The 25,057-nt window shown below is 71.6% G+C and carries 26 protein-coding genes; 7 read left to right on the top strand and 19 right to left on the bottom strand.

What is annotated here, in order from left to right; all coding sequences use genetic code 11:
• Window positions 1–48: 48 nt before the first annotated feature.
• The gene (locus H516_RS18895) at window positions 49–969 is read right to left on the bottom strand and encodes an alpha/beta fold hydrolase (protein WP_022889028.1); all 921 of its coding nucleotides are present in this window, start codon (window positions 967–969) and stop codon (window positions 49–51) included.
• Between the two features lie 103 nt (window positions 970–1,072).
• Between H516_RS18895 and H516_RS0107075 the strand changes: the two genes are divergently transcribed.
• Window positions 1,073–1,753 (top strand): TetR/AcrR family transcriptional regulator, encoded by a 681-nt coding sequence (locus H516_RS0107075; RefSeq protein ID WP_022889027.1) that lies wholly within the window; start codon window positions 1,073–1,075, stop codon window positions 1,751–1,753.
• Window positions 1,754–1,782: 29 nt separating this feature from the next.
• On the opposite strand, the gene fdxA is transcribed toward H516_RS0107075, so the two are convergent.
• From fdxA to H516_RS0107010, 13 genes are all read right to left on the bottom strand, one after another.
• Window positions 1,783–2,124, bottom strand: coding sequence for a ferredoxin (fdxA, locus tag H516_RS0107070; RefSeq protein ID WP_022889026.1), 342 nt, complete (start codon window positions 2,122–2,124; stop codon window positions 1,783–1,785).
• Window positions 2,121–3,554: an FAD-dependent oxidoreductase gene (locus H516_RS0107065; RefSeq protein ID WP_022889025.1), complete on the bottom strand. Its 1,434-nt coding sequence runs from the start codon at window positions 3,552–3,554 to the stop codon at window positions 2,121–2,123. Before H516_RS0107065 ends, fdxA begins: the two co-directional genes overlap by 4 nt.
• Window positions 3,551–4,321: a uroporphyrinogen-III C-methyltransferase gene (gene cobA / locus H516_RS0107060; RefSeq protein ID WP_022889024.1), complete on the bottom strand. Its 771-nt coding sequence runs from the start codon at window positions 4,319–4,321 to the stop codon at window positions 3,551–3,553. The genes H516_RS0107065 and cobA overlap by 4 nt, the downstream gene beginning before the upstream one ends.
• The gene (locus tag H516_RS0107055) at window positions 4,318–5,253 is read right to left on the bottom strand and encodes an ABC transporter permease (RefSeq protein ID WP_022889023.1); all 936 of its coding nucleotides are present in this window, start codon (window positions 5,251–5,253) and stop codon (window positions 4,318–4,320) included. The genes cobA and H516_RS0107055 overlap by 4 nt, the downstream gene beginning before the upstream one ends.
• Complete coding sequence (locus H516_RS0107050) at window positions 5,243–5,986, bottom strand: ABC transporter ATP-binding protein (protein ID WP_022889022.1); 744 nt, start codon at window positions 5,984–5,986, stop codon at window positions 5,243–5,245. The genes H516_RS0107055 and H516_RS0107050 overlap by 11 nt, the downstream gene beginning before the upstream one ends.
• Window positions 5,987–5,990: 4 nt before the next feature.
• Window positions 5,991–7,082 (bottom strand): ABC transporter substrate-binding protein, encoded by a 1,092-nt coding sequence (locus tag H516_RS0107045; RefSeq protein WP_022889021.1) that lies wholly within the window; start codon window positions 7,080–7,082, stop codon window positions 5,991–5,993.
• 30 nt (window positions 7,083–7,112) lie between these two features.
• Window positions 7,113–8,432, bottom strand: a complete 1,320-nt coding sequence (locus H516_RS18890) for a sulfate adenylyltransferase subunit 1 (RefSeq protein WP_022889020.1) — start codon at window positions 8,430–8,432, stop codon at window positions 7,113–7,115.
• The gene (cysD, locus tag H516_RS0107035) at window positions 8,432–9,355 is read right to left on the bottom strand and encodes a sulfate adenylyltransferase subunit CysD (RefSeq protein ID WP_022889019.1); all 924 of its coding nucleotides are present in this window, start codon (window positions 9,353–9,355) and stop codon (window positions 8,432–8,434) included. The genes H516_RS18890 and cysD overlap by 1 nt, the downstream gene beginning before the upstream one ends.
• The gene (locus tag H516_RS0107030) at window positions 9,352–10,116 is read right to left on the bottom strand and encodes a phosphoadenylyl-sulfate reductase (RefSeq protein WP_022889018.1); all 765 of its coding nucleotides are present in this window, start codon (window positions 10,114–10,116) and stop codon (window positions 9,352–9,354) included. Before H516_RS0107030 ends, cysD begins: the two co-directional genes overlap by 4 nt.
• Window positions 10,113–11,855, bottom strand: a complete 1,743-nt coding sequence (locus H516_RS0107025; RefSeq protein ID WP_022889017.1) for a nitrite/sulfite reductase — start codon at window positions 11,853–11,855, stop codon at window positions 10,113–10,115. The genes H516_RS0107030 and H516_RS0107025 overlap by 4 nt, the downstream gene beginning before the upstream one ends.
• Before the next feature lie 431 nt (window positions 11,856–12,286).
• Complete coding sequence (locus tag H516_RS22015; RefSeq protein ID WP_157432171.1) at window positions 12,287–12,886, bottom strand: hypothetical protein; 600 nt, start codon at window positions 12,884–12,886, stop codon at window positions 12,287–12,289.
• Entirely contained in the window at window positions 12,874–13,287 is a 414-nt protein-coding gene (locus H516_RS0107015) for a type II toxin-antitoxin system VapC family toxin (protein ID WP_022889015.1), read from the bottom strand. The genes H516_RS22015 and H516_RS0107015 overlap by 13 nt, the downstream gene beginning before the upstream one ends.
• Window positions 13,284–13,529 carry a FitA-like ribbon-helix-helix domain-containing protein gene (locus H516_RS0107010; protein ID WP_022889014.1) on the bottom strand — a complete coding sequence of 82 codons (246 nt, stop codon included), beginning with the start codon at window positions 13,527–13,529 and terminating at the stop codon, window positions 13,284–13,286. Before H516_RS0107010 ends, H516_RS0107015 begins: the two co-directional genes overlap by 4 nt.
• Window positions 13,530–13,751: 222 nt before the next feature.
• On the opposite strand from H516_RS0107010, the gene H516_RS0107005 reads away from it, so the two are divergent.
• From H516_RS0107005 to H516_RS21255, 4 genes are read left to right on the top strand one after another with little or no spacing between them, the layout of a single operon-like run.
• Window positions 13,752–15,362 carry a radical SAM protein gene (locus H516_RS0107005; RefSeq protein WP_245561745.1) on the top strand — a complete coding sequence of 537 codons (1,611 nt, stop codon included), beginning with the start codon at window positions 13,752–13,754 and terminating at the stop codon, window positions 15,360–15,362.
• Entirely contained in the window at window positions 15,359–15,730 is a 372-nt protein-coding gene (locus tag H516_RS18885) for a hypothetical protein (protein WP_022889012.1), read from the top strand. The genes H516_RS0107005 and H516_RS18885 overlap by 4 nt, the downstream gene beginning before the upstream one ends.
• 4 nt (window positions 15,731–15,734) lie before the next feature.
• Window positions 15,735–16,541: a prolipoprotein diacylglyceryl transferase gene (locus H516_RS0106995; protein WP_022889011.1), complete on the top strand. Its 807-nt coding sequence runs from the start codon at window positions 15,735–15,737 to the stop codon at window positions 16,539–16,541.
• Entirely contained in the window at window positions 16,525–17,043 is a 519-nt protein-coding gene (locus H516_RS21255; protein ID WP_022889010.1) for a hypothetical protein, read from the top strand. The genes H516_RS0106995 and H516_RS21255 overlap by 17 nt, the downstream gene beginning before the upstream one ends.
• Window positions 17,044–17,079: 36 nt before the next feature.
• On the opposite strand, the gene H516_RS0106985 is transcribed toward H516_RS21255, so the two are convergent.
• Window positions 17,080–17,820, bottom strand: coding sequence for a sirohydrochlorin chelatase (locus H516_RS0106985; RefSeq protein ID WP_022889009.1), 741 nt, complete (start codon window positions 17,818–17,820; stop codon window positions 17,080–17,082).
• Between the two features lie 69 nt (window positions 17,821–17,889).
• Between H516_RS0106985 and H516_RS0106980 the strand changes: the two genes are divergently transcribed.
• Window positions 17,890–19,122 (top strand): glycosyltransferase, encoded by a 1,233-nt coding sequence (locus tag H516_RS0106980; protein WP_022889008.1) that lies wholly within the window; start codon window positions 17,890–17,892, stop codon window positions 19,120–19,122.
• 43 nt (window positions 19,123–19,165) lie between these two features.
• On the opposite strand, the gene H516_RS0106975 is transcribed toward H516_RS0106980, so the two are convergent.
• Window positions 19,166–20,998: a vWA domain-containing protein gene (locus H516_RS0106975; RefSeq protein ID WP_022889007.1), complete on the bottom strand. Its 1,833-nt coding sequence runs from the start codon at window positions 20,996–20,998 to the stop codon at window positions 19,166–19,168.
• A gap of 231 nt (window positions 20,999–21,229) precedes the next feature.
• Window positions 21,230–21,787, bottom strand: coding sequence for a hypothetical protein (locus H516_RS18875; protein ID WP_022889006.1), 558 nt, complete (start codon window positions 21,785–21,787; stop codon window positions 21,230–21,232).
• An 81-nt stretch (window positions 21,788–21,868) separates the two neighbouring features.
• On the opposite strand from H516_RS18875, the gene H516_RS21650 reads away from it, so the two are divergent.
• Window positions 21,869–22,483: a MarR family winged helix-turn-helix transcriptional regulator gene (locus H516_RS21650; RefSeq protein ID WP_245561743.1), complete on the top strand. Its 615-nt coding sequence runs from the start codon at window positions 21,869–21,871 to the stop codon at window positions 22,481–22,483.
• A 10-nt stretch (window positions 22,484–22,493) separates the two neighbouring features.
• Here H516_RS21650 and H516_RS0106960 read toward each other — a convergent pair whose 3' ends face one another.
• Window positions 22,494–23,921 (bottom strand): MFS transporter, encoded by a 1,428-nt coding sequence (locus tag H516_RS0106960; RefSeq protein ID WP_022889004.1) that lies wholly within the window; start codon window positions 23,919–23,921, stop codon window positions 22,494–22,496.
• A 210-nt stretch (window positions 23,922–24,131) separates the two neighbouring features.
• A complete protein-coding gene (locus H516_RS0106955; RefSeq protein WP_245561742.1) occupies window positions 24,132–24,968 on the bottom strand; it encodes a serine protein kinase RIO in 837 nt (278 codons plus the stop codon).
• Window positions 24,969–25,057: the final 89 nt, after the last annotated feature.

Below are 25,057 nucleotides of genomic sequence, written 5' to 3'. Positions count from 1 at the left end.
GCGCGGCGCTGCGCTGCGATTGGCGTGGCAGGCAACCTGCCGGAGGCCTCACACCGAGGTGTCGACGGGCGCCTGCCGGCCGAGCTCGCCCGCATCGATCGCATCGACCGCGGCGAGCCCGCCGGCCATGAACGCGGTGATCGCGTCGAGCGTGGGGTCGGCGCCGAGCACGCGCACATGACCCGAGCCGCGCACGACGATATGGCGGCTGCGCTCGCCGTGGGCGGCGTGCAGGCGGTGCGACTCGCCCGCGAGCACTTCGCGGTCGCCCTCGTCGTGCACGAGGAGCAGGGGCACGCCGTCGGGCAGCGGATGGGCGGCCGCGTCGAAGCGCTCCCAGACCGACGCCTCGTGCTCGGCGGGGAAGAGCGTGCGGGCGAAGGCGCGGCCGAGCGCGTCGTTCGCGCCCGCCGAGAGGCCCAGCTGCGTCGTGAAGGCGTCGACGAGGTACCGCGCGTGCGACACTCCCGCGATCGCGATGACGCCCCCGGTCGCGGTGCCCTCGTGCACGGCGGTGAGCGCGGCGAGCGCACCGAAGGAGTGCCCGACGATCGTGTGGAATCGGCCGTGCTGGGCCTGCAGCACCTCGATCGCGGCGAGCCAGTCGCGGATGTCGGTGCGCCGCCCGCCCGAGTCGCCGTTGGCCGGGGCGTCGAACGCGACGAGGCGGTACCCCTCGGCACGCAGCTCGCGCACGACGGGGGCGAACTGCGAGGCACGCCCGCGCCAGCCGTGCGCGAGCAGCACGACGTCGGCGCCCGTGCCCCACTCGGAGACGGCGACCCGCCGCCCGCGCACCGTGATGGTCGAGCGGCGGGCGGTCTCGTGCACGGCGCGGTCGTGCGCGCGCACGGTCAGGGCGGGCCCGGCCTGGCGGAAGAGCGGGAGCGCGAGCCGGGCGGCGAGCGTCGGCGAGACGCGGTCGGCGGTGCGCGCCGCGGCGACGGTGGCGATGACGGCGGGGTGCATGGGTCCTCCGAATGGGTCTCGTCGTGGCGACGATGGGCACGAATCAATGAATACGAACGATCGTACGCCCACTATACGCACGATCGTGCGTAAAATCGAGAGCGTGAGCGAAACGGATGTCGCGGTCGACGGCCGCCGCGTACGAGGCGACGCCTCGCGGCGCATCGTGCTCGGGCACGCCGTCGACCTCGCCTCGATCGAAGGGCTCGACCAACTGTCGATCGGGCGCATCGCGATCGCCGCGAACGTCAGCAAGTCGAGCATCGCGACGCTCTTCGGCAACAAGGAGCGCTTGCAGCTCGCTGCCGTCGAGGCCGCCCGCGTGCGCTACTTCACCACCGTCATCGAGCCGGCCCGCGCGAAGCCCCGCGGGCTCGGCCGGGTCGTCGCCCTGCTCGACCGCGTCGTCGCCTACTCGCAGGATCGCGTCTTCCCGGGCGGCTGCTTCTTCTCGGCGGCGGCCGCCGACTTCCACGCCAAACCCGGCGTCGTCCGAGACGCCATCACCGCGCAGCTCGACGACTGGCTCGGTTACCTCGCCGTCTCGGTGCGGTATGCGGCCGAGGCCGGCGAACTCGACGAGGTCGTCGATGTCGACGGCGCCGAGCAGTTCGCGTTCGAGGTGCAGGGCATCTTCGAGTGGATGAATCAGCTCGCCGTCATCCGCGACTCCGACGAGCCGTACGTGCGGGCCAGGCGCGCGTTCCGCGCGCGACTCGCGGCGATCGGCGCACCGGCCGGTCTCGCCGAGCTCGTGCTCGAGCCCGGCGCCGCCCTGCGCTGATCGCTGCGCGGCCGCGCAGGCCGCGCGAGCTACTCGCCCTGCGGCGGCAGCGCGGCGATGATCGGGTGGTCCATCGCGATGACGCCGACCTTCGCGGCGCCGCCGGGCGAGCCGACCGCGTCGACCGTGGCCGTCGAGATCTCGAAGAACTCGACGTTGGCCTTGTAGTAGTCGGCCCACTCGTCGGGCAGGTCGTCTTCGTAGTAGATCGCCTCGACCGGGCAGACGGGTTCGCACGCACCGCAGTCGACGCACTCGTCGGGGTGGATGTAGAGCGACCGCTCACCCTCGTAGATGCAGTCGACCGGGCACTCGTCGATGCAGGCGCGGTCCTTCACATCGACGCAGGGGAGCGCGATGACGTACGTCACGACAGTGCGAGCGCGCCGTCGCGCGAGATCGACACCTGCTCGTCGCGGGGCACGACCTTGACGCGCTCGCGCACGACCCCGGCGTACTGCGCCGGCGCCTCGAAGCCCTCGCCGAGCCCGCGCTCGTGCGCGTCGAGCCCGAGCCATCCCTGCCAGGTCGTGTACTCGACCCCACGGGAGGCGAGCAGCTCGAAGATCTCTTCGCCGTCGGCGGCGTCGACCACCGGTGCGGCGAGCACGCCCTCGTTCGCGTCGGCGACGAGGTTCGTGATCGTCTCGAGCGCGTCGCCCTTGGTGTGGCCGATGAGGCCGACGGGGCCGCGCTTGATCCAGCCGGTCGCGTAGACGCCCGGAATGGGCGAGCCCGAGGCATCCAGCACGCGGCCGCCCTCGTTGGGGATGACGGCCGCCTTCTCGTCGAAGGGCACGTCGCGGATCGGCGAGCTCGCGTAGCCGACCGCGCGGTAGACCGCCTGAACGGGGTAGTCGACGAACTCGCCGGTGCCCTCGACCGAGCCGTCGCCGACGGGGCGGGTGAGCTCGAAGCGGAGGCCCTCGACGCGGCCGTCGCCGGTGATCTCGACGGGGGCGTGCAGGAAGTGCAGGTGCAGCCGGCGCGAGGCCGTGCCGGTGCCGGTCGAACCCGGCGAGGTGCGCCAGCCGTTCAGGGTGCGGGTCATGACCTTGACCTGGTTGTTCGAGGCGTGCAGCGCCTCGGCGTGCGCATCGCCCTCGGCGCGCTCGAAGTCGGCGTCGTAGACCACGATGTCGACGTCGGGCACCTCGCCGAGCTCGCGCAGCTCGATCGGCGTGAACTTCACGTGCCCGGGGCCGCGACGTCCGAAGACGTGCACGTCGGTCACGGGCGAGGCCTCGAGTCCGGCGACGACGTTCGCCGGGACATCCGTGGAGAGCAGGTCCTTCGGGTGCTTCGCGAGCACCCGTGCGACGTCGAGCGCGACGTTGCCGTTGCCGATCACGGCGATCGACTGCGCCTCGAGCGGCCAGGTGCGCGGCACGTCGGGGTGGCCGTCGTACCAGGCGACGAAGTCGGCGGCGCCGTACGAGCCGGGCAGTTCGACGCCCGGGATGTTCAGGGGGGCGTCGCGCAGCGCTCCGGTCGCGAAGATCACCGCGTCGTAGCGCTCGGCCAGCTCGCCGACCTCGACGTCGCGGCCGACCTCGACGTTGCCGATGAGGCGGATGTCGCCCGCGTCGAGCATCTCGTGCAGCGAGTTGACGATGCCCTTGATGCGGGGGTGGTCGGGAGCGACGCCGTAGCGGATGAGGCCGTAGGGCGCGGGCAGCGACTCGAAGAGGTCGATCGCGACCTCGCCGCCCTGCTCGGCGACCTGGCGGCGGAGGATGTTGCCGGCGTAGATGCCGGCGGGGCCGGCGCCCACGATCGCGACGCGGAGGGAACGGGTCATTGCTGCGATGCCTTTCGGGTTGTGCTGGAGGAGAGCGCTTCGGGCGCGTAGGGGCTCAGGGTCACCACGTCGCCGACCACGACGACGGCTGGCGACCGGATGCCCCGGCGCGCGGCCTGCAGCGCGACCGAGTCGAGGGTGCCGACCGTGACGCGCTGGTTCTCGCCGTATCCATCTTCGACGATCGCGACTGGGCATTCGCCCCCGCGCTCGCCGCGGGCGAGCGTGATCGCCGAGTTCGCGAGCGTGCCGATGCCCATGAGGAGCACGACGGTGTGGTCGCGTCCGCCGCCGAGCGAGCGGATCTGCTCGTGGCCGGTGACGACCGTGAACGTGGTCGCGAGCCCGCGATGGGTCAGGGGGATGCCCGCGATTGCGGGCACCGAGATCGCACTCGTGATGCCGGGAACCACCTCGACGGCGATGCCGGCGTCGCGGCAGAAGGCGAGCTCCTCACCCCCACGGCCGAAGATGAACGGGTCGCCGCCCTTCAGCCGCACGACCCGCTTGCCGTCGCGGGCGAGCGACACGAGCAGCGCGTTGATCGCGTCCTGCGGCACGGCGTGGTGGCCGGGCTGCTTGCCGACGTCGACGACCTCGGCGCGCAGCTCGACGCCCTCGGCCGCGAGTCCGTCGAGCACGCCCCTGGCGCCGAGCCGGTCGGCGACGATCACGTCGGCGGCCTCGAGCGCGCGGAGGCCGCGGATGGTGAGAAGCCCGGCGTCGCCCGGTCCGGCCCCGACGAGGGTGACGGTTCCGGCGGTCATCGCGAGGCTCCTTGGAGGAGGCCGCGGCGGCGCAGCATCCGGCGCTCGAGCGGGGCGAAGAAGACGAGTTCGATGAGGATGCCGATGGCGAGGATCACGAGGATCGTCGCGAGCACCGCGGAGATGTCGGCGAGCTCGCGGCTCTGATTGAGCATGGAGCCGAGGCCGAAGCCGATCATTCCACCCGTGGTGATGATCTCGGCCGCCATCAGCGAGCGCCACGAGAACGCCCAGCCCTGCTTGAGACCGGCCACGTAGCCGGGCAGCGCAGCGGGCAGCACGACGAGCGTCGCGAGGCGCCACGGGCCGGCGCCGAGCACCGTGCCCACCCGCCGCAGCTGCGGCGGCACCTGCTCGACGCCCGCGATCAGCCCGTTCACGATCGACGGGATGGCGCCCATCAGGACCACGAAGTAGACGGTCGCGTCGCTGAGCCCGAACCAGAGGATGGCGGCGGGCACCCACGCGACCGAGGGCAGCACCTGCAGGCCCGAGATGATCGGGCCGACCGCGCGGCGCAGCGGCTTCACTTCGGCGAGCAGCAGGCCGAGCGGCGTGCCGACGGCGACCGCGATGACGAACCCGAGCAGGCCGCGCTCGAGGCTCGTCGCGACGGCCGTCTGCAGTCGACCCGACTCCCACGCCTGGCCGAGGGCGGCGGCGACGTCGAGCGGGCCGGGCACGATGTCGGGTCGGGGCTGCGCGATCACGATGTAGAGCTGCCAGGCGACGATCAGGGCGATGACGAAGAGGATGGGCGGCAGCACGCTGCGCGTGAAGACCTTCCAGGGGCCTGGGCGCTCGTCGGCGTCGGTCTGGAGGCGGTCGAGGCCCGCCTCGAGCGCGCGGAGGTCGTCGTGCGCGGACGGCGCCGCGGCGGGCGCCGTGCCACGCGCGCCGGGCGGGTCGAGCAGGGAGGTGTCATGCGGCATTTCGGCGGATCTCCTTCCGCAGCTCGGCGGTGATCTCGAGCGAGAGCGCCGCCACCTCGGGCGACTCGATGCGCCGCCCTTCGGCGGCGTCGATGCGCCACTCGCCGGCGACCCGGCCGGGCCGGCTCGACAGCAGCACGATGCGCTGCCCGAGCCGTGCCGCCTCGCGCACGTTGTGCGTGACGAAGACGATGGTGCGGCCGGTCAGGCGCCACACCCGCTCGAGCTCCTCGTGCAGCAGGTCGCGGGTGATCGCGTCGAGCGCCGCGAACGGCTCGTCCATCAGCAGCACGGGGCGGTCCTGCGCGAGCGCCCGGGCGAGGGCGACCCGTTGGCGCATGCCGCCCGAGAGTTCGTGGGGGCGCTTCGCCGAGGCATCCGCGAGGTTGACGGTGGCGAGCAGTTCGAGCGCCTGCGCCCTGCGCTCTCCGCGCGCCACCCGCCGGAGCCGCAGCGCGAGCTCGACGTTCTGCGCGGCGGTGAGCCAGGGCATGAGCGCCGACTCCTGGAACATGACCGCGGCGCCCTCGGACGGCGTCGTGATGCTGCCGGTCGTCGGCTGGTCGAGCCCCGCGATGAGGTTCAGCAGCGTCGACTTGCCGCAGCCCGAGGCGCCGAGGAGGCACACGAACTCACCCGCCGCGACGTCGAGGTTCACGTCGTCGAGCACGACCGGGCCTGCGCCGAAGCGCTTGCCGAGGTGCTCGATGCGGATGGCCGTCTGCCCGCTCATGCGACTACTCCTCGCCGAGGCCGCCCGCGGAGACGGGCTCCTCGCCGGCCTCCTCGCGCAGCTCGTTCAGGATGCGGAGGTCGAACAGCCCGTCGATCGAGCCGTCCTTCTGGGTGCCCGCCTCGAGGCCGTTCGCGACGAGCTCGGCGAACGTCACGGCGTGCGGGTCGACCGAGAAGACGACGTGCTCGAGCGCGCGGTCGATGACGGCGTCGGCGAGCGGTTTGCCCGTCTCGGCCTCGATGCCCGCGTTGATCACGCCGGCAGCCTGGTCGGGGTTGTCGGCGAGCCACGCGACGGATGCCTCGTGCCCCTCGAGCAGCGCCCGCACCGTCTCGGGGTGCTTGGCGAGGAACTCGGCGCGCACGAGCAGCACCGTCGTCGGGAAGGCCCCGTCGTCCCACAGCTCGGCCTCGTCGACGAGCACCTCCGCGCCCGCGTCGATGATGAGCCGCGACACCCAGGGCTCGGGCAGCCAGGCGCCGTCGAGCTCGCCCTGCTGGAACAGGGTCAGCGCCTGCGCGTTCTCGGTCGGCGTGATGTGCACGTCGCCGCCGCCCTGCGTGTCGGTCTCGAAGCCCTCGTCGGCGAGCCAGGCGCGCAGCGCGACGTCTTGGGTGTTGCCGAGCTGCGGGGTCGCGAGCGTGGTGCCCTCGAGGTCTTCGGCCGAGTCGATGCCGTCGCGCACGACCAGCGCGGCACCCCCGGTGGCTGCGCCCGCGACGATGTGCGCCGACTGCCCGCCCGACTGGATGAAGGTGTTGATCGACGGGTTCGGACCGATGTAGGTCGCGTCGATCGCGCCGGCCGAGAGCGCCTCGATCGCGGCGGGGCCGGCGTTGAACACCGAGGTGGTGAGCTTGGTGTCGCCGAGGGCGTCTTCGAGGAGCCCCTCTTCGAGGCCGACGATCGCCGGAGCATGGGTGACGTTCGCGAAGTAGCCGAGACGCAGTTCGGCGGCGGGCGAGGTCGACGTCGCGGCGCCGTCGTTCGGTGCAGCGCCCGCGGCGGCGGAGCAACCGGCCAGCATCATCGCCGCCACTCCAAGAGCGGTGATCGTCAGGGTCTTGCGGGTGGTGCGGATGGTGCTGTTCACGGTTATCGCCTCCTTACGGATCGTTGGTGCCTACTGTTCGGTGATGCCGGCGGCCAGGGTGCGGCCGTCGGACGGATGGATGACGAGGAACGATCCGGCGTGCCGGTTCTCGCCGTAGGGCTCGAGGGGCAGGTCGGCGGCGACGCGGATCGTCGCCCGGCCGATGTCGTTCACCTCGAGCGAGGTCGCAGGCACGTGCTCGAGCGTGTCGAGGTCGCGCTTGGCGTCGATGGAGGCCACGAGCCCCTGCACGGTCGTGGTGCCGTGCTTCACGAGCACGCGGGTGCCGGGGGCGAGGGGCCGCGGGTCGAGCTGGAACAGCTCGGCCTCGAACTCCCGCCTGGCCTCGGGCAGGGTGCCCGCCGCGGCGATGACCGCGCCGCGGGCGGCGTCGATCTCGTCGGCGAGGCGCAGCGCGACCGATTGCGGTGCGACGGCCTCGTCGAGGGATGCCCCGGCCTGGTCGATGCCCGTGACGGCGGTCTCGATGCCCGAGGGGAACACCGTGACGCGGTCGCCGACACGTACCCGCCCCGAACCGATGCGGCCGGCGAAAGCCCGGTAGTCGCGGAAGGTCTCGGCCCGCTGGGGGTCGTCGGCGACGTCGGGCGCGAAGCCGCCCTGCGGGCGCAGCACGAGCTGCACGGAGAGCCGGAACGGGTCGTACTCGGTGTCGAGCTCGTCGTGCGAGGGCAGCGACTCGAGCAGTTCGAGCAAGGCCGGCCCGTCGTACCAGGCGGTGTTCGCCGAACGTTCGACGATGTTGTCGCCCTCGAGCGCCGAGACGGGCAGCACGTGCACGCCGTCGAGCCCGAGTTCGCCGGTGACGCGGCGCACCTCGGCTGCGACCTGCTCGAACGCGCCGCGGTCGTAGCCCAGCAGGTCGATCTTGTTGACCGCGACGATGACGTGCGGCACGCGCAGCAGTGCGACGACCGAGAGGTGCCTGCGGGTCTGCTCGAGCACGCCCTTGCGAGCGTCGATGAGCACGACGACGGCGTCGGCGGTCGTCGCGCCCGTGACCATGTTGCGGGTGTACTGCACGTGCCCGGGGCAGTCGGCGAGGATGAAGCTGCGCGCGCCCGTCGAGAAGTAGCGGTACGCGACGTCGATCGTGATGCCCTGTTCGCGCTCGGCGCGCAGTCCGTCGGTGAGCAGCGCGAAGTCGAAGCCGGTGCCGGCGCCGAAGCCGCGCTCGGCCGAGGTGCGCGCGACCGCCTCGAGCTGGTCGGCGAGGATCGCCTTCGAGTCGTGCAGCAGGCGCCCGACGAGGGTCGACTTGCCGTCGTCGACCGAGCCGGCGGTCGCGAAGCGGAAGAGGGTGCTCGGGGCGGTGATGGTGTCGCTCATCAGAAGTACCCGTCCTTCTTGCGGTCCTCCATGGCGGCCTCCGAGATGCGGTCGTCGGCCCGGGTCGCGCCGCGCTCGGTGAGGGTCGACTGCGCGACCTCGCGCACGACGGCCGTCACGTCCGCGGCATCCGATTCGACCGCGCCGGTGCAGCTCATGTCGCCGACCGTGCGGTACCGCACCGTGCGCAGTTCGACCGGCTCGTCGGGGCGCGGCGGCGAGACCTCGCCGACCGCGCGCCACATGCCGTCGCGCCGGAACACCTCGCGCTCGTGCGCGTAGTACAGCGGCGGCAGTTCGATGCCCTCGCGCTCGATGTAGCTCCACACGTCGAGCTCGGTCCAGTTCGAGATCGGGAAGGCGCGCACATGCTGGCCGGGCGTGTGCCGGCCGTTGTAGAGGCTCCAGAGTTCGGGGCGCTGGTTGCGCGGGTCCCATTGTCCGAATTCGTCGCGCAGCGAGATGATGCGCTCCTTGGCGCGGGCCTTGTCTTCGTCGCGGCGGGCGCCGCCGAAGACGGCGTCGTGCCGGCCAGCGGCGATCGCATCGAGCAGCGGCTGGGTCTGCAGCGGGTTGCGGGTGCCGTCGGGGCGCTCCTGCAGGCGGCCGTCGTCGAGGTACTCCTGCACGAGCGCCACTTCGAGCCGGAGGCCGAGCCGCTCGACGGTGTCGTCGCGGAACGCGAGCACCTCGGGGAAGTTGTGCCCGGTGTCGACGTGCAGCACCGGGAACGGCACCCTGCCAGGCCAGAACGCCTTCGCGGCGAGGTGCAGCACGACGACCGAGTCCTTGCCGCCCGAGAACAGCAGCACGGGGCGTTCGAACTCGGCGACGACCTCGCGGATGATGTGGATCGCCTCGGCCTCGAGCACCTCGAGCGTGTCGAGCGCGCGCGCCGGGGTGGCGGTGAGTACGTCGGTCATAGGTGCAACCCGCATTCGGTCTTGTCGAGGCCCGACCAGCGGCCGGATCGAGGGTCTTCGCCCGCGGCGACGGGCTTCGTGCAGGGCTCGCAGCCGATCGAGGGGTAGCCCTCGGTCAGCAGCGGGTTCACGGTGACGCCGAACGCGCCGGCGTAGTCGATGAGGTCGTCGAAGCTCCACGCGGCGAGCGGGTTGACCTTCACGAGCCCGTTTCGCTCGTCCCACGAGACGAGCGGCGTGTTCGTGCGGGTCGGCGCCTCGTCGCGGCGCACGCCCGTGAACCACACCTCGTAGCCCGAGAGCGCCTTCTGCAGCGGAGCGACCTTGCGCATCGCGCAGCACGAGCCCGGGTCGTGGGCGAAGAGGTCGTTGCCGTACTTCGCGTCCTGTTCGGCGACGGTGAGCTCGGGCAGCACGTCGACGATGCGCACGTCGAGCGAGGAGGCGACGCGATCCCGAGTCTCGTGCGTCTTGGCGAAGTGGTAGCCCGTGTCGAGGAAGAGCACGTCGACCCCCGGCAGCGACTGCGCGACGACGTGGGGGAGCACGGCGTCGGCCATCGAGCAGGCCACGGCCGCGGCATCCACGGCGAAGTTGCGCGCCACCCAGGCAACGACCTCGTAGGCGGATGCCTCGCCGTCGGCCAGGCTCCGGAGTTCGGCGTCGCCCGCCTCGGCGAGGGCGCGCAGCGTCGCGGCGTCGCGCTTTCCTCCGCTCGCTGAGCCGGTCGAAGCGACGGACCCGAGGTTGCTGGCGCTCATCGCAGCTCCTCCTCGTCGGCGCGGTGGGCCCACTCGGCGAAGGTCTCGTCGGTCGCGACATCCCGCTGCGCGATGAACCGGCGCACGACCTTCTCGACGTAGTCGGCGAGGCCGTCGGCGGTCACCTTGAGGCCGCGCACGGTGCGGCCGGTGCCGGCCTCCTCGCGGGTCGCCGAGGCGAGGCCGCCGCCGAGGTGCACCTGGAAGCCGGGCGTCTGACCGCCGTCGCCGTCGGGCAGCAGCTGTCCCTTGAGGCCGATGTCGGCGGTCTGGATGCGGGCGCACGAGTTCGGGCAGCCGTTGACGTGCAGGCTGATCGGGTGCGGCAGCTCGATGCCCGCGAGGCGCTGCTCGAGGGCGAGCACCGCGTCGGTCGCGGTCTGCTTGGTCTCGACGATCGCGAGCTTGCAGAACTCGATGCCCGTGCACGCGATGGTGCCGCGGCGGATGAGGCTCGGCCGGGCCTGCAGCCCGAGCTCGTCGAGTTCTGCGACGACCCGCTCGACGTGCTGCTCGTCGATGTCGAGCAGCACGATCTTCTGGTGCGGGGTCGTGCGCAGCCGGCCCGAGCCGACACTCTCGAGCAGCTCGGCGAGGCGCGTGAGCGTCGTGCCCGAGATGCGGCCGACGAACGGGGTCGCGCCGATGTAGAAGCGGCCGTCCTTCTGCTGGTGCACGCCGACGTGGTCGCCCTGCGTGAGCGGCTTCGGGGCGGCGGGCCCGTCGGGCAGCGGGGTGTCGAGGTATTCGGTCTCGAGCACGTCGCGGAACTTCTCGGCGCCCCAGTCGGCGACGAGGTACTTGAGGCGGGCGCGGTTGCGCAGGCGCCGGTAGCCGTAGTCGCGGAAGATCGAGGTCACGCCTTCCCACACCTCGGCGACGCGCTCGGGTGCGACGAACGCGCCGAGCCGCACCGCGAGGTGCGCGTTCGTCGACAGGCCGCCGCCGACCCACAGGTCGTAGCCGACGCCGAGTTCGGGGTGGACGACGGCGACGAAGGCGCAGTCGTTGATCTCGTGCACGACGTCTTGGCTGGGGTGGCCGGTGATGGCGGTCTTGTACTTGCGCGGCAGGTTCGCGAAGTCGGGGTTGCCGACGTACTTGCGGGCGAGTTCGTCTATCTGCGGCGTCGGGTCGATGAGCTCGTCGGCCGCGATGCCCGCGACGGGCGAACCGAGGAACACCCGCGGCACGTCGCCGCACGCCTCGGTGGTCGACAGGTCGACGGCCTCGAGCCGGCGCCAGATCTCGGGCACGTCCTCGACGCGGATCCAGTGCAGCTGGATGTTCTGCCGGTCGGTCAGGTCGGCCGTGTCGCGCGCGAACTCGGTCGAGATCTCGCCGATCACGCGCAGCTGCTCGGTCGTGAGCCGGCCGCCGTCGATGCGCACGCGCAGCATGAAGAACTCGTCTTCGAGTTCGTGCGGTTCGAGGGTCGCGGTCTTGCCGCCGTCGATGCCGGGCTTGCGCTGCGTGTAGAGGCCCCACCAGCGGAACCGCCCGTGCAGGTCGGTGCCGTCGATCGACGAGAAGCCGCCCTTGGCGTAGATCGTCTCGATGCGCTCGCGCACGCTGAGGCCGCCGTCCTCCTGCTTCCACTGCTCGTTGGCGTTGAGGGGCTCGGTGCCGTCGACCTTCCACTGGCCGTTGGGCCGGTTCGCGCCCGGGCGGGCGGGGCGGCCTTCGGGGCGCGCGGGGCGTTCCGGCCGTGCCGGTCGCACCGTCTCGCTCAGCGTCACGAGAGCCTCCTGATGGGTCGGAACGACGATGGATGTCTCGCCGTTGAGCCGACGTTAGGCGAGGCATCCTCGGGCGGCACCTTCGTGACAGCGGGCCCGTCACGTGGTGTCACGGCCCGTCGCACGGCGCCGCATTGCGTCACAGTCTTGATCTGGCTCCGGTGGTCGAGTAGCGCCGACGTCCCTCCGCCGGTCGAGTAGCGCCGACGCGAAGCGGCGACGCGTATCGAGACCCCCGCCGCCGCTCCCGTGAAGTCGCGCAACCTACTCTTCGCAGCGCTGCCCCTCCGCCGTTCGCGCCACTCCACATCGTGAAGTCGCGCAACCTGCGCGCCACCGCGCCGACGATCAGTAGTTCGTGCGACTCCACATCGTGAAGTCGCACAAACTGTGTCGGCTCTCGCGCGCGGGTCGGCCAGGGGAGCAGAGCCTCAGCGAACCTCGTACCAGAAGCTCGCCGAACCTTCGTCCTCGCGAGTGAGGTGCAAACCCCAGCATCCAGGCGCGTCGAATCGCAAGCCGGTACCCCATTCGTCACCGGGGCGGCCGTAGTTGCTCGACGAGTGTGGCTCGGGCCCCCATTCGAGAGCGTGTTCGGATGAATCGGGTGCTTGGAGCGTCGCGGTGAGCGCGCCGGCACCCGTCATCCGCAGCACGAACTTCTTCGGGGCCTCCGATGCCACGAGCCCGGTCGCATCGGTGACTTCGAACATTCCGAAAGCCTCGGTTCCCGGTTCGCCCGGAGTCCCCCGTACTTCGGGCCATAGGGTTGGCGATGCGGGAGCACACCCCGATGCGCCTGCCTCGCCCGGAATCGCCGGAAGCGTCGACGCCGGAACGGACACGAACGTCTCATCGGTCGGCGGCGGCGTGACATCAGATGGAGTGCCGACCGCGATCGGCGGAATCTGCGTTTGGTTCGCGTTCGCATGCCATAGCCAGCCGGTGACGCCGAGAACCAGCACCGCGGCACCCGCGATAGTCCAAAGCCACGTCCGCCTCGGCGTCCCGCGCCGGCTCACCTCGCCCATGGGTCGACCACCTTCGCGCCGAGCCCGGCGAAGTCGCGCACGTTTCGCGTGGCGATCGGCGCGTCGTGCGCGAGGGCGATGCCGAGCACCTGGCCGTCTTCCGAACTCAGCGTTCGTCCGAGGCGACGTGCCTCCGCCCGCACCTCGGCATGTGCCCGCGCTGCGGCCTCGTCGTATTCGAGAAGTCGGGTGCGCATCGGCACGAGCAACTGTTCGATCTGGTCGTCCAACTCGTCGCGTCGGCGACCGGCGGGCAGAAGTCGCACGCCGTACCGCAGTTCGTGCACGCTGACGACCGTGAGATGCAGGCCCGCTGAATTCTCGCGCAGCCAGGCGAGCACGCGCTCATCGGGCGCCGGACGCAGTGCCTCCGACCAGACGTTGGTGTCGACGATGATCACGACAGCTCGACGTCGCGAGGTGCCGCGCGCTCAATCTCGGCAAGTTCGCCCCCGCCCCCGTGTTCGCGCCATCGTTCGTTCTCGTCGAGCCACACGACGACCGGATCGTCTCCTGTGGGCATCACGATGTCGACGAGGATCGCGCGCGCCTCGGCTTCCATCGACCGACCGTGCTCGCCGGCACGTCGCTTGAGTGCGGCCTTCGCCTGCTCGGGCAGGTTTCTGATGAGCAACTGAGCCACGGCGCCTCCGTTCGACTGATATCGATGATATCAGCTGTGTCTCGCGGCACGAGTCTCGATACGCGTGCTCCTTCGTCGCGCGCTACTCGACCACCGGTGGGCATGCTCCTTCGTCGCTCGCTAGATTTCGATACGGCGCTGGCGCGCCTACTCAATCCGGCGCTCGACCGCGGGACGAGCGCGGTACTCCCGCCCGAGGCAGTCGCCCGCTATCGTGAGCGCATGCCGACCGCCGCTGGTACCGGAATGCCCCTGCGCGACTCCCGCGTGCACCGCTACGTCAACGCGTTCTGCCCGCGGTGCCACGAGGAGGACCCCGAACGGCCGCTCGCCGACGTCGCCCGGCTGTCGGGATGGCTGGCGATCCGCGACGACCGGGTCTGGCTCGAGCGCGGCTGCCCGACGCACGGGCTCGTGTCGACGATGTACGACGAGTCGCCCGAGATCCTGAGCTACCTCGAGCAGTGGACGGCGCCGACGAAGGTGCACACCCCCGACCTCGTCGGCAACTTCAAGCCCGTGCCGTCGGCCTACGAAGACGGCCTGCCCGAGATGCAGACGCAGCACACGTGCATCCTGCTCGAAGACCTCACCGACCACTGCAACCTGCGTTGCCCCACCTGCTTCGCCGAGTCGGGGCCGGCAGCGACCGCGGTCGCCCCGCTCGCCGAGGTGCTCGCCTCGGTCGACGCGAGACTCGCGCGCGAGAACGACCGCATCGACGTGCTCATGCTCTCGGGCGGTGAGCCGACGCTCTACCCGTGGCTCGAGCAGCTGCTCGACCACCTCGTCGCGCGGCCGGTCGTGCGCATCCTGCTCAACTCGAACGGGCTGCGCATCGCGCAGGACGACGCCCTCGTCGCCACGCTCAAGAAGCACCGGGAGCGCGTCGAGGTCTACCTGCAGTTCGACGGCGAGAGCGCCGAGGCCTCCGCATATCACCGGGGCGCCGACATCCGCCGCTTCAAAGACCGCGCGCTCGAACGCCTGTCGGAGGCGGGCGTCTTCACGACCCTCACGATGACCGCCGCTCTCGGCGTGAACGACGGCGAGATCGGCGCGGTGATCCGGCGGGCGATGCGAACGCCGTACGTCGGCGGCGTGACGATCCAGCCCGTGTTCGGCTCGGGCCGCTCGGCCGGCATCGACCCGAACGACCGGCTCACGCACACGGGCGTGCTCGCCCGGCTCGAGGCGCAGACGGGCGGCGAGGTCACCTGGCGCGACCTCACCGCGCTGCCCTGCAGCCACCCGCACTGCTGCTCGGTCGGCTACCTGCTGAAGGATGACTCGGGCGAATGGAACTCGCTGACCAAGCTCGTCGGGCACGAGCGGTTGAAGGAGTTCCTCGACCTCAACCCCGACCTCATCGCGAACCGCATCGCCGACAGCAACATCAACCAGGCGCTGAAAGACAGCGTCAAACAGTCGCTGCTCGACCTGCTCAGCGAGCAGTCGTCGCTGTCGCACCCCTCGATCGGGTCGTTGTGGAAGGACATCTGCACCGGCTGCGACCTCGGCATCGGCACCCTCACCCAGCTCGCGAGCTCGGCACTGCCGGGGCAGCACAAGCGCCTGAGGCGGTTCCTCGGCGAACGCGTCAAGCGCATCACGGTGAAGCCCTTCATGGACATCAACACGATGATCGAGGAGCGCCTCACCCAGTGCTGCGTGCACGTCGCGACGGTCAACGCGAAGACCTCGGCGCACCAGTGCGCCCCGTTCTGCGCGGTGCAGGCGTGGGCGCCGCTCGGGCGACAGCGCATCTCGACGGCGACGGGCGAGGCGGCGGTGACGGGCGGCCGGCGCGAGCTGCCGGTGACGGTGGCATGAACGACGCGGGGGCGGGCGGCACGGCCGACGAGTTCGGCGCGTGGGATGCCGCGGGGCTGAACCGCTTCGACGAGACGGTCGGCGCGGCCCCCGCTCCCGCGCCGTACGACCCGCTGCGGCTGTGCGTCTTCGCGACGATCGCGCTCATCACGTGCGTGTTCGGCCCGATCGCGCTCGCCGTGTTCGCGGGCATCGCCATCGCCGGGTACGCGAAGGCGCGTCGGGCGGGCCTGCTGCGCTCGAAGTGCAAGCTCGGCGACACGCGAAATGTGCTCGCCTACCTCATCGTGCTCGAGGTGCTCGCGCTCGTCGCCGTGCCGTTCTGGGTGATGCTCTGGGCCGGCGCGTTCGCCGGAAGCTGGAGCTGAGCGCGTGTTTCCGACGCTGCAGGATCTCCTCGGCTGGGGGCCGCCGATCGATACGCACTCGGTGTTCGTCGGGCTCGCGATGCTCGCCGCAGGGCTCGTCTTCGTCGTCGAGTCGCGCCGCCGCGGCCAGACCGACACGCGGGTCGCGGCGCTCGTGCTCGGCGCGCTCGCCGGGGCCGCGATCTTCTCGCGGCTCGGCACCTGGGCGCAGCACCTCGATCCCTCGCAGAACCTCGACCTCGTGACCCAGCTCACCCGCGGCAACGCCTCGGTGCTGAGCGCGCTCGTCGGCGCGTGGCTCGGCGTGCACGTCGCCAAGCGCATCGTGAAGTATCCGATGCGCACCGGCGACCTCTTCGCGCCGGCGGTCGCGCTCGCCATGGTGATCGGCCGATTCGGATGCCTCTTCACCGAGCTGCCCGGAACCCCGACCGGTGCCGACTGGGGCATCGTGCTCGACGAGGCCGCCGCCGCAAAGTTGGGCGGGCCGGCCGGAGTGCCGCTGCACCCGAGCTTCGTCTACGAGATCGCCTTTCAGGCGGCCGCGTTCGTCGCCCTGTGGTTCTGGCTGCGGCACAAGCCGATCGCCGCAGGCGAGACGCTCACGATCTACATCGCCGCGTACGCGATCTTCCGCTTCTTCGTGGAGTTCGTGCGCGGCAACGAGGTCGCGTGGATGGGTCTGACCCGCCCGCAGATGTTCCTGCTGCTGACCGTCCCGTTGCTCGTCGCCCGCCTCGCCTGGAAGGCGTCGCGCGGCCGGCTCGCCGCGAACCGAGAGAGGATGGCCGTCGATGGTGCCCGATCCTGAAGAGCCCACGCCCGAAGAGCCCGAGCCCGAGGCGTCGGCCGAGTCGACCCCGCCTCCCGCGGTGCCGCCGCCTCCGCCGGTGCCGCCGGTGTACGGCCCGCCGCCACCACTCGAGAAGCCGGGCTGGGCGGCCCAGCCGCCGGACTACGGGGAGACGCCCGGCACCCCTCCGCCACCCGGGCTCGTGCCGAAGCCCTACGACCCGTCGGCCCCGCCGCAGTCGGCCGGGCTCAGCACCGGCGCCGGCATCGGCATCGGGGTCGGCATCGGCTGCGGCGCGCACGTGGTCGCGATCGTGCTCATGCTCGCCACCCTCTTCACGATGTCGGCGACCGGCCCGAACGTGCTCGGGCTCGTCTGGCCGTTCGTGGTCGTCGCGCTCGCCGCGATCGCCATGCTCTTCTTCCCGAAGACGCGTGGCGTCGCGATCGGCATGCTCATCGTCGCCGCGGCGGCCTGGATCGTGGTGCTCGGACCCTGCATCGGCATGATGGGGGTGTGACGGGGCGGGTCTCGATACGCGTCGACTTCGTCGGCGCTACTCGACCACCGGCTCGACCGCGGCGTCGTACCGGTCGAGCACGATCTCGACGAGCTCGGCCGGAGTCGCCGCGTCGGGCACGAGCAGCGGCTCGGTGACGACGTCGGCGCCGGCGGCCTCTGCGAGGTCTTGGAAGTAGCCGGGGGCGAGCAGGTAGCTCGCGACGACGACACGTGCGCCCGGGGCATCCGCCCTCGCCTGCCTCACCGACTCGGGAAGTAGGGGCTCGGCCGCCGAGAGGAACCCGATCCGGATGTCGCGCCCGGTCGCCGCGGCGAGACGCTCGCGCATGACGTGGCAGTCGCGCACCGCACGCGGGTCGCTCGATCCGGCGACCGAGAGCACGATCGTGTCGTCGTCGTGCACGCCCGCCTCGGCGAGCCGGCGCGCGAGCACCGCCGCGAGGCGGTCGTCGGGTCCGAGGGCGCCCGCGAGCACGACCCGCCGGCCGTCGGTCGCCTCGACGGCCTCGGTGAGGTCGACGTGCACGTGGTACCCGGCCGAGAGCAGCAACGGCACCACGACCGCGGGCTCGCCGGGCGGAAGCGATCCGAGCGACGCGGGCACGTCGGGCTGTTCGACGTCGACGTGCCCGAGGCGGGCGGTGGGCGTGGCATCCGGATGCCTCGTGGAGAGCGCCGCGGTCACCGACTCGTGCAGCCCGCGCACCGCCCGTCGCCCTTCGGGCGAGGAGGTGCCGTGCGAGATGCCGACCAGGGCGGGAACGAGCGTCGTCATCGCACCATCGTCGCAAACTCCGGGACGGATCGGTGCCGTGCGTCGCTGTGCGACCGCTAGCCTGCTCGCATGGCGACGATCCTGTTCTGCCCCGTGACCTTCAACCTCGCCGAGACCACTCGCATGATCCAGGTCGCGCGGGCACTCCACCCGGCGCACCGGGTCGTGTTCCAGGGCTACGAGACCGACTTCGTCGACCTCATCCGCGACGCGGGGTTCGAGTACCTCGCCGGCGAGCCCGCCTGGAGCCGTGCCGAGCGCGACCAGGCGATCGCCTTCGACCAGGGGCACTCGTTCCGGAGCCCGTTCACCCGAGAGCTCGTCGGCGCGCGGGTGGAGCTCGAGCGGCGCACGATCCGTGAGCTCGGTGCGGCCGCCGTCGTGACCGGGTCGAACCTCACCTCGTTCATCTCGGCGAGGGCCGAAGGCGCGCCGCTGTTCTACCCGGTGCCGTTCCCGCTCACTCGCCCGCAGGTCGCGCAGACGAAGCGGATGGGCTTCGTGACCGGTGCCGGGCGGCTCGCACGAGCCGCCGACCGGGTGGCGACCGCCGCGTTCCGGTGGATCTACAACTCGGCCCCGCTCGCGCCGCGGGCGTTCACGAGCGTTGCGAAGGCGAACGGCGTGCCGCCGCTGCGCACCGTCTCCTCGCTGCTCACCGCCGACCGCAACCTCATCACCGAGATGCCGTGGGAGATGGACGGCTTCGACCTGCCCGAGGGCTTCGAGCGCGTCGGCCCGATCTTCGCGCACCTCGACGCGCCCATGCCCGCGATCGTCGCAGAGCTCGCCGCCGCGCCCGAGCCGCTCGTCTATCTCGGGCTCGGGTCGTCGGCCGACCGCAGGCTCGCGCTCGCCACGGCCGAGGCGCTCGGCGGGCTGCCGGTCAACGTCGTCGCGCCGATCGGCCACTACCTCGAGGCCGGCGATCGCGTGCCGGTCAACGTGCACGTGACCCCGTTGCTGCCGGCGCACGAGCTGGGCGGCCTCGTCGACGCCGCAGTGCTGCACGGCGGCCAGGGCACTGTGCAGACCGCGTGCGCGACGGGCGTGCCGTTCGTCGGCATGGGCCTCCAGCCCGAGCAGACCTGGCACGTGCGCAGTTGCGAGCGTCGCGGCAACGCGATCGCCGTCCCGCCGAAGCGCGTGGGTCGGCCCGAGTTCACGGCGGCGGTGCGGCGGGTGCTCGACGACCCGACGATCCGCACCGCGGCCGACGAGGTGCGCGAGGCGTACCGCGGCGCCGACGGTGCGGCCGCGACTGCACGGCTGATCGAGCAGGCGGTCGTCGCGGGCGGGTGACCGCCCGAACCCGCCGGCGCAGAGCTTCCGAGCTCCTCGTCGGTCAGAAGCTCGTGACGAGGTCGCCCAGCACGGCCGTGAGCTTCGTCGGGTCGGTCGCGTCGTAGAACTGCGCGCCCGTGGCCGTCGAGATCTCGCGGAGGGTCTTGGTGTCGGCGTTGGCGCCGTACGCGAGCGTGAAGACGAGCACTGGGGTGTCGTCGCGCAGCCGCTCGAGGCCGGCGAGCATCTGCTTCTTCGAGGTCGGGCTCGGCCCGAGCGTCTCGTTCTTGCCGTCGCTCAGGAGCACGATCGCGTTGATTCGCTCAGGGTCCCAGTCTTCGCCGCGCTCCTTCGCGAACGTCTCGATCGCCGTGTAGAGGGGCGTGAACTCGACGGGTCGGAGGGCGCCGAGCGCGTCGAGGAACTTCGTGCGGTCGGTTCGTGCATCGGCGACGGGGCTCACGAGCCCAGGGGTGACCGGCCCGTCGTCGATGGCGCTGAACGCGGCGAGGCCGATGTTGTCGCCCTTCGAGAAGTGGCCGAGCGCCTTCTCTATCGCCTGCTTGGCCGCGGCGAGCTTGGTCTCGCCGGTCGGGATCTTCTCCTCCATGGAGCCCGAGACGTCGACGAGGAACAGCACCTGGGCGCGCTTGCGCACCTCGGGGAAGGTGCTGTCGATCGCGGCGAGCACCTCGCGGCCCGGGAAGTCGAGGGCGCCCGACGGGCGCTGGGGCAGACGCCCGACCTCGCTGACGATGGGATCGAGCGCGCCGTTCAGGTCGTGGTGGCCGGAAGCGCGCACGATCTGCTGGCCCTGCTTCGTGCCCGCGAACTGCAGGAGGTCGCGCGCCGCCTCCTTCTCGGAGGCGTCGACCCACGGGCCGTTGAGCACGGTGAGGGGGTTGTCAGCGACGTAGTACCCGTCGCTCGGGTAGATCGGCACGAGCTGCTCGCCTGGCGGGGTCGATTCGGCGCGGCTCACGCCGTCGGAGCTCGTGATGCCGCGGTTGTAGTCCCAGACCGTCTTCTCGTCGACGATGACCGCCGAGAGGAAGTCGGCGATCGAACCCTGCTTCTCGGACGCGCGAGCCTGGGCGAGGAAGCGTTCGGGCGTGGCCATGTAGTGGCTGGTGGCGAGCTCGTCCTGCCGGACGGCGTTCGTCACCTCGGTGTCGTGGATCTGGCTCGTGGTGAGTTCGGCCAGGCTCCCCGCTTCGGCGCCGAACTCGGCGAGCATGGCGGCCTGGCCCGAGCTCGCCATGAGCGGGCTCGTCTTGCCGAGCTTGAAGGTGCCCCACTCGGGGTGGTCCATCCAGCTCCAGGTGGCCTCGTCGCGTGCGGCGTTGAACACGTCGTTCCAGGTCGGGGGCGTCTCGCTCCAGCCGATCGCGTCGGCGAGTGGCTGGGGCATCGCGAGCACGATCGCCGAGGAGCCGATGCTCGTACCCTCGGTGGGCACGTTCTCCGCCCCGCCCGCGTCCTGCGAGACGGCGAGCCAGGAGCTCGCGTCGGGCAGCCAGACGGTCGGCTTGTCGTCGGCGGCGACGCCGGGGAAGCCACCCGCCGCGTCGGTCGCGGCAACGCCAGAGACCGCCTTCGTCGCGACGGCGTCGACGCAGCGTCCTTCGACGCTGCGCGGCTGCGCGTTGTAGCCGTCGACGAGGCGGGTCACCAGCTCGGCGTTCTCGTACGACGAGAGCACGTTGAGCGAGATGCACGGCTTCCTGCCGTCGTGGGCCGACGGCTGGTCGGAGGGGAAGATGCCCGGCTCCGCCGTCATCGAGGCGGTCGGCGTCGAACCGACCGCACCGCCCTGGCCGGTGAGCACGACCGCGGTCGCGACGCCGCCGCCGAGCAGCACCATCACGAGGGAGGCGGCGGTGATCACCCACACCCGGCGCCGTCGATGCCGCCGATGCGATCGATCGCGGCGCGGCGTGCCGTCGGCGCTCACGGCCGGCGACCTCGCGACGCTGCCGCACGGGGGGTCGGCGTCGGCGTGCAGATGACGAATGCTTCGGGCATCATACGTCCTGGGGGGTAGGGGGTCAGGCGATACTATCCTGCGCCGGCCCGTGCGCCAACGGGTTTTCTCGGCGGCTCCCCGGACGTCGACGAGATCGGGTCACCGGCAGGGGCGGCGGTGGTGCTCGTGGTGCTCGTGGTGCCCGTGCTCATGGTGCGCGTGGTGCCCGTGCCCGCGGTGCCCGTGCCCGCGACCGCGGCGCTCCTCGCCTCGGCGGTGGCGCCGGGGCATCCGCTCACCCTCGGACCAGCCGAGTTCGAGCGCGACCGCCTCGAGCGTCGAGAGGGTGGTCTGGAAGTCCTCGGGCGACACGGCGCCCGCGACACGCGCACGCAGCGCGGTCACGCGCTCGAGGAGCGCTGCGTACGACGCCTCGCCCTCCTCGGTGAGGCGCGGTGCGCCGGGCTCGTCAGTGACCCAGCCGCGCTCGACCAGGGGGGCGATGCGATCGCGGTGCGCGGCGATCTTGTTGCGCAGGCGCGCGTCGTCGACGGTGCCGGCGATGACGTTGAGCCGTCGCCAGTCGCGTCGGGTGATGCCTTCGTCGGTGAAGAGCTCGAGCATGGCGTCGTCGAGCTTGCGGTCGACGACTCGGAGCCAGTAGCCGATGGGGCGTTGGGCAGGGGTGGGATGCTGCGTGTCCTCGAGGGAGGTCATGGTGGTTCCTTTCGTGACGCGGTGCGCGTCGGATGCCTCGGACTTGCATGTCTTATGACATGTATATGTACAATGACATACATGAATGACGGCCGTCAAGTCCCACCGGGCGAACACCCAGCTGCGGGCGGCGGCGACGCCGGGGCATCCGACCCGATCGCCGCCGTCGAGGCGGCGCTCGTCGCGATGCGACGCGACCAGGGCCGACGCCGCCTGCAGCACCGTGCCGAGCACGGTTCGCAGCACCCCGGGCATCGCTCGCACAGCGACCACCACGGGCATCACGATCATCGCGACGTCCACGAACCGGATGCCTCGGGCGCGCCCCGGGGCCGCGGCCGAGGCGGCTCGGGGCTCGCGCAGGCTGCCCGGTTCCGGCTGCTCGACGCGCTCGAGGCGGCGCCGCAGCCGCCGTCGGTCGGACAGCTCGCCGAGGCGATCGGCGTCGACCAGCCCCGCGCGAGCCGGCTCGTGCAGGCCGCCGTCGAGGCGGGCCACGCCCGCCGCGAGCTCGACCCGGCCGACGCACGCCGCAGCGCGATCGTGCTCAGCGCCGCGGGCCGGCGCGTGCTCGCGGGCGCCCGCGACACCCGCCGCGGCGCTGTCGAGACCGCGCTCGCCGGGTTCTCGCCCGACGAGACCGTCGAGTTCGCCCGGCTGCTGACCCGCTTCGTCGGCGCCTGGCCGCGCGATTGAGCCCGGGCGTCTACTCCGCCGCGACCGCCTTCTTCGCCTTCACCGGAATCAGCAGTGCGAGCCCCAGCGCGATCACGAGGATGATGCCGAGGATGCCGAAGTACGGCGCTCCGCCGATCGTGACGAACAGGGCGAACGCCGTCGGCGCGAGGAAGCTCACCGCGCGACCGGTCGTCGCGTAGAGGCCGAACACCTCGCCCTCGCGCCCGGCGGGAATGAGGCGTGCGAGGAAGGTGCGGCTCGCCGACTGGGCGGGGCCGACGAACAGGCACAGGGCGAGCCCCGCGGTCCAGAACACGATCTGGCCGCCGTCGTGCAGGAAGAACACGACGAGGCCGCTCACCACGAGGCCGATGAGCGCCGCCATGATCACGGGCTTGGCGCCGAGCCGGTCATCGAGCACGCCGACCGCGATCGTCGAGATGCCGGCGACGACGTTCGCCGCGATCGCGAAGATGATGACCTCGCCCGCCGAGAACCCGAAGACCGAGGCCGCAAGCACGCCGCCGAAGGTGAACACGCCCGCGAGCCCGTCGCGGAACACCGCGCTGGCCAGCAGGAACCAGACCGTGTTGCGCTGCTCCTTCCACAGTCGCTTGATGTCTCGGCCGAGGCGCGCGTACGAGGCGAAGAACCCGATCTTCTCGCGCTCGACCGCGGCAGGGTTGCGGTACTCGGGCACGGCGAGCAGCACGGGCAGGGCGAAGACACCGAACCAGATCGCCGAGACGAGCATCGACACGCGCACGGCCAGGCCCTCGTCACCGGTGACGCCGAAGAGCCCGACCTCGGGCTGGATGAAGCCGAAGTACACGATGAGTAGCAGCACGATGCCGCCGACGTAGCCCATGCCCCAACCGAAGCCCGAGACCTTGCCGATCGAGCGGGGCGTCGAGACCTGCACGAGCATGGCGTTGTAGTTGACGCCGGCGAACTCGAAGAAGACGTTGCCCGCCGCGACGAGGAAGAGGCCGAGCATCAGATACTCGGGCGCCGGCAGCACGAAGAACATCGCGACCGTGATCGCGACGACGATGTAGGTGTTGACCGCGAGCCAGAACTTGCGCCGACCGCTCGTGTCGGAGCGCTGCCCGGTGATGGGTGCGAGCACCGCGATCAGCAGGCCCGCGATCGCGAGCGCCCACCCGAGCTGGGCCTCGACGGTGCCGCTCGGGCCGAACGACTCGCTCGTGAGGTACACCGTGAACACGAAGGTCGTGACGACCGCGTTGAAAGCGGCCGAGCCCCAGTCCCACAGCGCCCAGGCGAGGATGCGGCCCTTGCGTGCGCCGCCCTCGGTGACGGCCTCGACCTGGCTGGTCGAGACCCCGATGGTCGCGGCCGCCCCGTCGGGCGGCGTCAGGTGCGAGGGCGGGAAGTTGCGGGGGCCGTACCCGGGCGAAGCGGGGGTCGAGCCGTGCTCGGTCGGGTCGGTCATGGGGGCAGTCTCCCGGCATCCGGTGAACGGGTGGTGACGGCGCGAACCGGGGCCGATCCGCGTCGATCGAGTTGCACACTACCGCGGGGCGTGCGCCGTCGGGCGCACGCCGTGCAGAATTCAGGATGCGGCGGCCGACTCGCCGAGGCTTCGGCGCTCACGCACGGCGTGGCGCGGGAGGCATCCTGAATTCTGCACGGCCCCGGGCGCTCACATCGCGACCATACCGACGAGCTCGCCGAACAGTTCTTCGGGGTCGCACTCGAGCCGCTGCCTCGTGAACCACGAGCACACGTTGACGCAGTCGCGGTGCAGCAGGTCGAAGCCCTGCGGGTTCGAGATGAGGTCGACGACCTGGGGCAGATCGATCGCGACCACCCGCCCCTCGTGCACGAGCAGGTTGTATGGGGAGAGGTCGCCGTGCGCGAGCCCCGCCGCGGCGAGCGTGTGCATGAAGTCGACGACCTGGTGGAACAGCTCGCGCAGTTCATCGGGCGTCGCCCGCACCTGCGCGAGCCGGGGGGCCGCGACACGGCCGTCGCCGATGAACTCCATGAGCACCTCGGTGCCGCCGACCTGCACCGGGTACGGCACGGCCGCGCCGAGTTCGGTGAGCCGCGAGAGCGCCTCGAACTCGGCGTACGCCCACTGCACCCGCGCGACCTCGCGGCCGAAGGTCGTGCCCTTCGCGAGGGCGCGCGCGTCGCGGCTGCGGCGGGTGCCGCGGCCCTCGGTGTAGACGGTCGAGCGATGGAAATCGCTGTGCTCGGTGCCGCGGTAGCGCTTGGCCGCGAGCAGCACCGAGTTGCCGGCGACCTGCGGATCGGCGCCCGGCACGGCGCGTTCGATGAGCGAGAGGTCGGCCTCCTTGCCGGTCTTCACGACGCCGAGTTCGGTGTCGAACGCTGCTGCGGAGGTGACGAGCCAGTCGGGGCGCGGCGCGGGGCCGCGCTCGGAGGGGGTGGTCGCCGGCCAGGTCGACCAGCGTTGGCCCTCGCCGGGTTCGGTGTCGAGGAAGGCGAGGTCGAGTGACGAGATGAGATGCACGGTGGATTCTCCGAAGAATGCGGAGGCCACCGGGCCGCGATCAGCGGCTGAGGGCCTCGCAGGATGAAGGGATGTCGAGGGTCATGACA

The sequence above is a fragment of the Agromyces italicus DSM 16388 genome, from assembly GCF_000421545.1.
GTDB classification, from domain to species: domain Bacteria; phylum Actinomycetota; class Actinomycetes; order Actinomycetales; family Microbacteriaceae; genus Agromyces; species Agromyces italicus.
The sequence above is the reverse complement of the archived record's forward strand: the minus strand, read 5'-3'. Positions and strand labels throughout refer to the sequence as shown.

Excerpts from the sequence above, each read along its gene's own strand:
- H516_RS18895 (WP_022889028.1), bottom strand. The coding sequence starts at position 969 with ATGCACCCCGCCGTCATCGCCACCGTCGCCGCGGCGCGCACCGCCGAC.
- H516_RS0107065 (WP_022889025.1), bottom strand. The coding sequence starts at position 3,554 with ATGACCCGTTCCCTCCGCGTCGCGATCGTGGGCGCCGGCCCCGCCGGC.
- cobA (WP_022889024.1), bottom strand. The coding sequence starts at position 4,321 with ATGACCGCCGGAACCGTCACCCTCGTCGGGGCCGGACCGGGCGACGCC.
- H516_RS0107055 (WP_022889023.1), bottom strand. The coding sequence starts at position 5,253 with ATGCCGCATGACACCTCCCTGCTCGACCCGCCCGGCGCGCGTGGCACG.
- H516_RS0107050 (WP_022889022.1), bottom strand. The coding sequence starts at position 5,986 with ATGAGCGGGCAGACGGCCATCCGCATCGAGCACCTCGGCAAGCGCTTC.
- H516_RS18890 (WP_022889020.1), bottom strand. The coding sequence starts at position 8,432 with ATGAGCGACACCATCACCGCCCCGAGCACCCTCTTCCGCTTCGCGACC.
- cysD (WP_022889019.1), bottom strand. The coding sequence starts at position 9,355 with ATGACCGACGTACTCACCGCCACCCCGGCGCGCGCGCTCGACACGCTC.
- H516_RS0107030 (WP_022889018.1), bottom strand. The coding sequence starts at position 10,116 with ATGAGCGCCAGCAACCTCGGGTCCGTCGCTTCGACCGGCTCAGCGAGC.
- H516_RS22015 (WP_157432171.1), bottom strand. The coding sequence starts at position 12,886 with ATGGGCGAGGTGAGCCGGCGCGGGACGCCGAGGCGGACGTGGCTTTGG.
- H516_RS0107005 (WP_245561745.1), top strand. The coding sequence starts at position 13,752 with ATGCCGACCGCCGCTGGTACCGGAATGCCCCTGCGCGACTCCCGCGTG.
- H516_RS18885 (WP_022889012.1), top strand. The coding sequence starts at position 15,359 with ATGAACGACGCGGGGGCGGGCGGCACGGCCGACGAGTTCGGCGCGTGG.
- H516_RS21255 (WP_022889010.1), top strand. The coding sequence starts at position 16,525 with ATGGTGCCCGATCCTGAAGAGCCCACGCCCGAAGAGCCCGAGCCCGAG.
- H516_RS0106985 (WP_022889009.1), bottom strand. The coding sequence starts at position 17,820 with ATGACGACGCTCGTTCCCGCCCTGGTCGGCATCTCGCACGGCACCTCC.
- H516_RS0106980 (WP_022889008.1), top strand. The coding sequence starts at position 17,890 with ATGGCGACGATCCTGTTCTGCCCCGTGACCTTCAACCTCGCCGAGACC.
- H516_RS18875 (WP_022889006.1), bottom strand. The coding sequence starts at position 21,787 with ATGACCTCCCTCGAGGACACGCAGCATCCCACCCCTGCCCAACGCCCC.
- H516_RS21650 (WP_245561743.1), top strand. The coding sequence starts at position 21,869 with ATGAATGACGGCCGTCAAGTCCCACCGGGCGAACACCCAGCTGCGGGC.
- H516_RS0106960 (WP_022889004.1), bottom strand. The coding sequence starts at position 23,921 with ATGACCGACCCGACCGAGCACGGCTCGACCCCCGCTTCGCCCGGGTAC.